Genomic DNA, 8,025 nt, shown 5'->3' with positions numbered 1-8,025 from the left:
GCTTAAACAAACAACTTTCCGCCAGAACCCGCCAAATCAATCCAAACACAGTTAACGCCAACACAAACAATCCACTTATCCACAGACTCACGGCCAAAACACCAAAGACTCACGCAACACACCACCGTTAACCCCCAAAACAAACGTCGGTATCACGTCGGTAATACGTCGTTATCACATCGGTCCAAAACGCAGGACAGACAGAATCCCCAACACAACGAACGACACACCCCGCAAAACGCGCAACGCCAAAACCGCAGCGGGCACACAACAGCCAAAAACAATACAACAACAAACCCGCTGCCAAAGCCTCACGCAGAACGTCGCTTGCGCATCTCCTCCAGGTGAGCAGAAAACGCGTCCATCTCTATGCCCTCCGACAAAGCTCTCAGCAGGTAGGCCTGCTGGCTCTCAGGCGCCAATCCACCTTTGGGCGGATCACGGTCTAGGTTAGTAGGGAACGCATAGCCCTCACCACAGGCCGCCACAGACGCCACAAGCTCTTCCCATGTCAGCGCACCACTTTGATAGGCGGCCAGCGCCACGGGATATATCAACCTGCACATCTTGGTGCGGTCCACCGTTTCCATCGCCCGCCCAAAGGCGGAAGAGATCTGCAACAGATTGGCCATGCGATGAATGTCAGCGCTGCTGTTGGCCCCCGCCGCATGAAACAGAGCGGGATTGAAGAACACCGCATCACCTTTGGCCAATGGCAGTTGAATGTGTCGTGCTTCAAACACCGCGCGAAAGTCCTCCCGCCACCATGCTGCGTATCCAGCACGATACAATTGAGAGAACGGCAAGAGCTTGGTCGGCCCGCTCTGCACCGGCATGTCACAATGCGCCACGGCGCCTTGCAAGGTCATCAAGGGAGAGAGGTCATGCACATGCGCCGGGTAGGTCGCGCTGACCTCTGCAGTTTGAAACCCCAAATGGTAATCGCGATGCGCCTGCTGCGCGGCCCCGCCGGGATGCACCAGATTGATCTGCGCGGTCATCTGATAGTTGGGGCCCAGCCATGCCTCACACACGGCAGCGATCGATGTGTTGGCAAAATAGCGCAGGAAGACTTCCGGTGATGCCTCACAGAGCTTTTGCAATGCGTTCCAGATCCGGTCGTTGGCACCTGAGGCGGCAAAGTGATCTCCCCCTGCCCCGGCGCTGGCTTTCTCACGCTCGATGATCTGCTCATAGAGGGCGGTGGCCTCATCCAACACAGATGTGTTGGCATAGGCATTCTTAAGCGCAAGCACACCCGCGCCGTTTAGCAGGACCTGCGCCCATTCCGCCAACAGCACCGAACGGGTGGCAGCATCTTCCACCATGGGACGCAGCACCGCCATATCGTAAATTGGCACGTTCTTATCGATGCCGGTCGCGTTTGGGACACTGGCAGGGTCAATGGATTGATCAATCAGCGCCGTGAACTCGGCCAGATCGCAATGCTCTGGATCGTAAAAGCCAGCAGGTCTTTTGATGGTGTTTTTCATGGGGTCCTCCTTGTCTTGCGCTCATGTTGGCAAAGCCAACCCTTGTTTGGGGCCCAAAAACACATCAGAAACACATCAATGACTCATCGTTTTCCCATAAAGGAGATCGCCCGACAGGCTGGGCTTGGCCCGGCCACGGTGGATCGTGTGCTCAACAAGCGTGCCAACGTCAGCCCACAAAGCCGCGCGCGCGTCGAAAGGGCCGTTGCAGAGTTGGAAGGACAGGAAGCGCTTTTGTCTGCAAAAGGACGGCGGCTGTTTTTTGATTTTGTGATCGAAGCGCCCACTCGGTTCAGCCGCGAAGTCAAACGCGCAGCAGATGGTGTGGCACCGCACCTTGGGAGTGCCGTCTGTCGATCCCGGTTCATCCTGCAGGAAGTGATGACAGACGCAGAGACGGTGACCATATTGCGCCGCATTCGCACCCGTGGCAGCGATGGGGTCTGTCTGAAATTGCGCGACACCCCAAAGATCCGTGACGAGGTAAATCAACTCCATAAAGCAGGCATCCCAGTTGTCACACTGGTGACCGATCTGGCCGGGACCGCGCGGATTGCCTATGCCGGGTTGAACAACGCAGGTGCCGGGCGCACGGCGGCGTATCTTCTGTCCCTGACGTTGCCAGACGCCACAGGCCCCGTCTTGGCCACATGCAGCAGTGAATTGTTTTTGGGCGAACAGGCCCGAGAGGCCGCTTTTGTGTCCGCCCTGGCAGAACGGTGTCCGCATTTACATGTGGTCCCTGTGGCCGGGGGGCGCGGGCAAGACTTTGAAACCGCCAAGCTGATCACAGCCGCCGCCGATGATCTATCGGGGTTGCGCGCGGTCTATTCTATGGGTGGGGGCAATCGCTCTATTCTGCGGGCTTTGGCAGATTCAGGCATAAAGCCGGAGGTGTTCATTGCCCATGATCTGGACCGGGACAATGTGCGCCTGATCCAAGAGGGTGCGCTGAGTTTTGTGATGCATCATGATTTGACGGTCGATCTGCGCCATGTGTTTGGCGCGTTTTTGGGGCATCACGGATTGGCCACGCCCACACCCGAGCATCATGCATCAGATGTTCAGGTGATCACGCCGGACAACTTGCCACAACAAATCCTGACTGAACCATAGCGGCAGGGGCATCAGGTCGCGCGGCGCATCCGTGGTTTGGTGATCGGCTTTTTTGATCGCTTCGGCAAGCGGCGCAATGCAAGCAGAATGATGATCACACCCAGATAGACATATGGCTCATACTGAAAGCCTTTCACCTGCATGATGTAGTGAATGCCGCCCAACAGCACAGCCAGATAGGTGGCCTTGTGCAGCACACGCCAGCGCGGGCCAAGTTTGCGGATAGACCAGTTGTTGGAGGTCAGCGCCAACGGCAGCAGGATCACCAGAGAGGCCATGCCCACAATGATGTAGGGACGTTTGACGATATCGGCCCAAACTTGGGACAGGATTTGTACATCCAGCACCATCCATACCAGCAGGTGTAGCACAATATAGAAGAAGGCGATCACGCCCAACGCCCGCCGCCAGCTGAGCAGATTGATCTTGGTGAAGCGGCGCAGTGGCGTGATCAGTAAGACCGCCACCAAGATTTGCAGACCCGCCTTGCCCAGCGCGTGTTCCATCGCCTTGACTGGATCAACACCCAACCCACCGGTGAAGCCTGCATAAAGCAACCATGCCGGATAGGCCGCCCCAAGAAGGTAGAGCAGCCAATTGGGCAGTTTGCGCAACAGAGTGTTCAGACGGTCGATCATATCAGCCTTTGCAACAGCTATCGCCAGCCTGAATGGGCGGGCATGGGACGTCCCCGAAGGAACAGAACACACAGCAATCCCCATCCAACGGCCGTAGAACCTCTGCACAATTTGGACAGTCCAGAAAAAACTGACAGGCATCTGTCGGCATTTCAAAGCTCTGTACATGTGCGCATTTGGGACAGGTCAACGTCGAGATGAGGGTTGCGGTGGTCATATGGCTCAGAAATTTTTGCGCAGATCCATACCGTCATACAGACCGGCGACGTCTTCCTCATAGCCGTTGAACATCAACGTCGGGATGCGTTTGGCAAAGAAGCCACCGCCGATGGGACGTTCGCTGGCTTGTGACCAGCGCGGGTGATCCACTTGCGGATTCACATTGGAGTAGAAACCGTATTCGCTTGGAATAGATTTGTTCCAGCTGGTGGGCGGCTCTTTGTCCGTCAGCGTGATGCGCACAATCGATTTGATCGATTTGAAACCGTATTTCCATGGCACCACCAAGCGCAACGGCGCGCCATTTTGGTTGGGCATCGGTTTGCCATAAATCCCGGTGGCCATCAGCGTCAGCGGGTGGTTGGCCTCATCCAAGCGCAGGCCTTCGACATAAGGCCAATCCAGAAACGGCTGGCGCTGGCCCGGCATTTCATCAGGGCGATACAGCGTTTCAAACGCCACATATTTGGCGGAGGATTGCACACCGGCCAGATCAAGCAGGTCTTTGAGCTCAAACCCGTTCCATGGCACCACCATCGACCAGGCCTCCACACAGCGGAAGCGATAGATGCGCTCCTCGATGGTCATTTTGGACATGATGTCGGCAAAATCATAGTCACCGGGGCGGTCCACCATACCGTCAATTTTGATCGTCCATGGCGAGGTCGTTAGCCCCCCTGCATAGCGGGCAGGGTCTTCCTTGCGGGTGCCAAACTCATAGAAGTTGTTGTACTGCGTGATCACGTCCAGCGGTGAGGGTTCAAGATCCGTCGCGGCCGACACTTTGGGCGCGATGGACGCAAGGCCCAAACCAGCCATCCCCGCCATAAGCTGGCGACGGTTCATAAACGCGGACTTTGGGGTCACGTCGTCTCGGGTCAGGGTGTTGGTCCAGCGGTGCGCCATTGGGGTCTCTCCATCAGTGTTGGGAAGAGTGATAGCGCATCACAGGGCCGTGACGCCACACACAGGGTGTCACGATGCTGTGGGCAAATTGAAATGTTTCAGGCGTCCGCAGTGGGGCGTGGGAACACTTCATTCATCGGAAGGGAGCGCCCATTGGCCTGTACCAGACGCACGTGACGGCGGCGCAGTTTGCGAGGCTCTGATACGCCAACCGAATGCGAAATCACCTCCACCTCTTTCACCAGCGCCTTGGCATAGCGGGCGACCCGCGGGGCTTTGCGGTCCACAACCAGACCTTTTTGGAAGCGCGGGTCATGGGTGGTGATCCCGGTGGGGCAGGTGTTCTTGTTGCATTTGAGCGCTTGGATACAGCCCAGCGCAAACATAAAGCCACGTGCGGAGGTGACAAAATCCGCCCCCGCCGCCAGTGCCCAAGCGATGTCACCGGGGTTCACAAGCTTGCCAGACGCAACCAGCCTCACGCGGTCCTGTAAGCCAAACTCTTCGCGCAGATCCGCCACCAAAGGCAACGCCTCACGCACCGGCATGCCAACCAAATCCATCAAGGGCATAGGGGCCGCACCGGTCCCGCCTTCGCCGCCATCAATGGTGATGAAATCCGGTGCCATGTCGGCCCCGCGTCGCGCAATGGTTTCAAAGAAATCGCGCATGGTCGCCTCGGCACCCACCACGGTTTTGATCCCCACGGGTTTGCCGGTCACATCGCGAATATGCGCCAGAAACTCCAAGAGATGATCAAAGTTGTCGATCTCTCGGTGGCGATTGGGGGAAATCCCGTCCTCGCCAACTTTGAGCCCACGAATCTTAGCGATCTCTTCTGTGACCTTCTCGCCGGGGAGAATGCCACCTTTGCCGGGCTTGGCACCCTGGGCCATTTTGACCTCAAACATGCGGATGTTTTTGTGGCTGGCGATTTCGGCCAGCTTGTCATCGTCCAAACCACCCGCATCGTTGCGCACACCAAATTTGGCGGTGCCAATCTGATAGACCAAATCGCACCCACCTTCGTAGTGAAACGGGCTCACTCCACCCTCACCCGTGTTGAGCCACACCCCCGCCTCAGCTGCGCCATGGCTGAGCGCCTGAATGGCAGGTTTGGACAGCGCACCGTAGCTCATGCCAGAAATGTTAAAAAACGACGGCGCCAAGAAGGGCGTGCGTGTTGTTGGGCCAATCAAAAGCGGCTCTGATTTGGCATATTGATCATCTAGCGGCGGGAAAGGGTCGTTCACAAAGATCGGCGTACCGGGCACGTTGAGATTGCGTGTTGATCCAAAGGCAACGGTGTTGGATTTACCCTCGCCGGCACGACCAACCCATTCGCGCTGCGCGCGGTTAAAAGGCAGCTCCTCACGGTCCATGGCAAAGAAGTACTGACGAAAAAACTCACCCAGTTCTGAAAAGATATGCCGGAACCGGCCAATGACCGGATAGTTGCGGCGAATGGCATCCTCGGTTTGCGACCGGTCAATGACAAACAATACAATCGCAACCACCACCAGAAGCGCAAAGACCAACACAAAGGCGAGGCCAAGAAACTCCACCACATCAAAGGCTGTTTCCATTGTGTTTTCCATTGGCGCGCTCCCGGCTGGCGTGTTTGGCACAGAGTGGCCTCTTGCGTGTCTCAGAGCAAGTCACGACAGCCCACGCGGTCGTGTATTACATTGCAAATCCAGACAAAAGAGAGACGCCTCGGACCAGCCCCAAGATCAGGAGGTTTCCCCGACTTTGAAAAGAGTCTCAAATCACGTTAGGATGACACCAGTTTTTTGTGCCTTTCTCTGAGCAATCTTGCCTGATTTTATGCGATGATACCCGTTGACCTCTACGCAGAGCCAACCCGCCGGTTGCACCCAGCCGCACGTATGGCCCTGTGCATTTGACCAAACCCTTTTGACCGGATTTAAGACCATGCTTTTTATCACAAACCGTTTTCCAACCCAAAGCATTCGCAGCCGCAAGGGCCGCCGCTTTACCTTTGATTTGAACAACAATGCCCCGTCGAATTCCGTGTTCTATTGCGAAACAGGGTCCGATGGGCATCACACGGAAATCACCAGTGGCGAACTGTTGAAACGGGTACGTGAAAGCGAGTGCCGACAAATCCTTTTATATCTTCATGGGTTCAACAACCTGCCTGACGTGGTGTTTGAACGCGCTGCGATGCTTCAGAAGTTCTGCGACGAAGCCAAACCCAAAGAGGTTCTGGTACTGCCTTTGGTGTGGCCTTGTGACAACGATAAGGGCGTTGTGAAGGACTATTGGGATGATCAAAAATCAGCAGACCAAAGCGGGTATTCTTTTGCCCGCGTGCTTGAGCGCTTCATGGAGTGGCGCAACAGTTCCGACAATGAACCAGATGTGGCCCCCTGCCTTAAGCGCATCAATCTGATCTCACACTCGATGGGCAACCGGGTGTTGCGCCAAACATTGGCCGCTTGGGATCAGTACGATCTGGCCTCAGGTGTGCCGCTGTTGCTGCGCAACACGTTTATGGTGGCTGCCGATGTGGTCAACGAGACTCTGCACGAAGGCCAGCCGGGCGAGCTGATCAGCCATGCGTCGCGCAATGTGGTGGTTTACTATGCCTCTGACGATTTGGCGCTGCGCGCCAGCAAAGCGGCCAACCTGCGCAACAAGGTTGCGTCTCGCCGGTTGGGGCACACCGGGCCGGAAAACATCAAACGTACGCCGCGCAATGTGTTTCAGGTGGATTGTGACGACATCAATACCAGCTATGACAGACCCACAGGGCACATGTATTTCCTGTCCAACGGGAATGGCAAAACACAGGGCCAAGTTTTCGAGCACATGTTTGAATGTATTGTGAACGGACGCGTGTTCCCCGACGATCCGGACCAAAGATCCATCATTCTGAAGTAGGCAGCTGGTGCTTGGCCGCGTGCGGGTTAACTGATCCCCAGCAAGGCTGGAAACTTTGCCATGTCATCAAACAAGGCGTCACAGATCGGTTCCAGCCGTGCGGGATCCGTGTCAGCGACAAACCCAAAGGTGTAAATGTCGGCTGCCTTTCCTGCTTTGGCACCGCTTGGGCTGTCCTCGACCACAACACAGTCGGCTGGAGCGACGTCAGCTCGCGCCGCAGCCAGCAGGTAGACATCCGGCGCCGGTTTTGGCGTCGGCACATCCTCGCGGGAATAGATGCGGTTTTCTAAGCGCTCAGCCAGACCACAGCGGCGCAACGTGATGTCCATTTTGGCGTGGGGCCCGTTGGAGCACACAGCATAGCCAATGCCAGCGGCGTCCAACCGGTCCAACATGTCATGTACGCCGGGAATGGGCGTGACCTGTTTGGCGAGGGCCTCAAACATCTCAGCATAAAGCACATCCACCCAGTCTGGCTCTAAATTGGCACCCATCTTGGCGGCCTGCTGCGCAACGCCTGCAATGGTCCCACCAACAAACAGCGTGATGATTTTGTCGTAGGGCATGACAAGACCACGGGCCGCAAGGTTTCGCTGCAAGAGCTGGTTGGTCACCGGCTCGCTATCCACCAGCACACCGTCACAGTCAAACAGCACCATCTTTGGGGGGAATGTCATTGGAAAAGGCCAGGTTAGGAAATACCTGGCCTTTTCACAGTCTATTTGTTTCTAAGTCAATGCCGC

General features: G+C 56.3%; 8 protein-coding genes. 2 read left to right on the top strand and 6 right to left on the bottom strand.

The genetic code is table 11. From position 1 onward, the window contains the following. Nucleotides 1-311 precede the first annotated feature (311 nt). Nucleotides 312-1,493: a phytanoyl-CoA dioxygenase family protein gene (locus ABWV47_RS12005; protein WP_353312028.1), complete on the bottom strand. Its 1,182-nt coding sequence runs from the start codon at nt 1,491-1,493 to the stop codon at nt 312-314. Between the two features lie 78 nt (nt 1,494-1,571). Between ABWV47_RS12005 and ABWV47_RS12000 the strand changes: the two genes are divergently transcribed. Next, nucleotides 1,572-2,609, top strand: coding sequence for a LacI family DNA-binding transcriptional regulator (locus ABWV47_RS12000; RefSeq protein WP_353312026.1), 1,038 nt, complete (start codon nt 1,572-1,574; stop codon nt 2,607-2,609). A gap of 11 nt (nt 2,610-2,620) precedes the next feature. Here ABWV47_RS12000 and msrQ read toward each other — a convergent pair whose 3' ends face one another. From msrQ to ABWV47_RS11980, 4 genes are all read right to left on the bottom strand, one after another. Next, on the bottom strand, nt 2,621-3,247 hold the full coding sequence (gene msrQ, locus ABWV47_RS11995) for a protein-methionine-sulfoxide reductase heme-binding subunit MsrQ (protein ID WP_353312024.1): 627 nt from the start codon (nt 3,245-3,247) through the stop codon (nt 2,621-2,623). 1 nt (nt 3,248) lies between these two features. Continuing rightward, complete coding sequence (locus ABWV47_RS11990) at nt 3,249-3,398, bottom strand: GDCCVxC domain-containing (seleno)protein (protein WP_502959702.1); 150 nt, start codon at nt 3,396-3,398, stop codon at nt 3,249-3,251. A 71-nt stretch (nt 3,399-3,469) separates the two neighbouring features. Continuing rightward, complete coding sequence (gene msrP / locus ABWV47_RS11985; protein ID WP_353312020.1) at nt 3,470-4,372, bottom strand: protein-methionine-sulfoxide reductase catalytic subunit MsrP; 903 nt, start codon at nt 4,370-4,372, stop codon at nt 3,470-3,472. A gap of 98 nt (nt 4,373-4,470) precedes the next feature. Beyond that, a complete protein-coding gene (locus tag ABWV47_RS11980) occupies nt 4,471-5,958 on the bottom strand; it encodes an FMN-binding glutamate synthase family protein (RefSeq protein WP_353312110.1) in 1,488 nt (495 codons plus the stop codon). Nucleotides 5,959-6,307: 349 nt separating this feature from the next. Here ABWV47_RS11980 and ABWV47_RS11975 point away from each other — a divergent pair, with 349 nt between their 5' ends. Then, nucleotides 6,308-7,279 (top strand): alpha/beta hydrolase, encoded by a 972-nt coding sequence (locus ABWV47_RS11975; protein ID WP_353312018.1) that lies wholly within the window; start codon nt 6,308-6,310, stop codon nt 7,277-7,279. Nucleotides 7,280-7,305: 26 nt separating this feature from the next. Here the strand turns inward: ABWV47_RS11975 and ABWV47_RS11970 are convergent, their stop codons facing one another. Beyond that, nucleotides 7,306-7,959 (bottom strand): HAD family hydrolase, encoded by a 654-nt coding sequence (locus tag ABWV47_RS11970; RefSeq protein WP_353312016.1) that lies wholly within the window; start codon nt 7,957-7,959, stop codon nt 7,306-7,308. Between the last annotated feature and the right edge of the window lie 66 nt (nt 7,960-8,025).

Origin of the sequence: Shimia sp. NS0008-38b (genome assembly GCF_040370365.1) — a bacterium.
GTDB lineage: Bacteria > Pseudomonadota > Alphaproteobacteria > Rhodobacterales > Rhodobacteraceae > Shimia.
The sequence above is the reverse complement of the archived record's forward strand: the minus strand, read 5'-3'. Positions and strand labels throughout refer to the sequence as shown.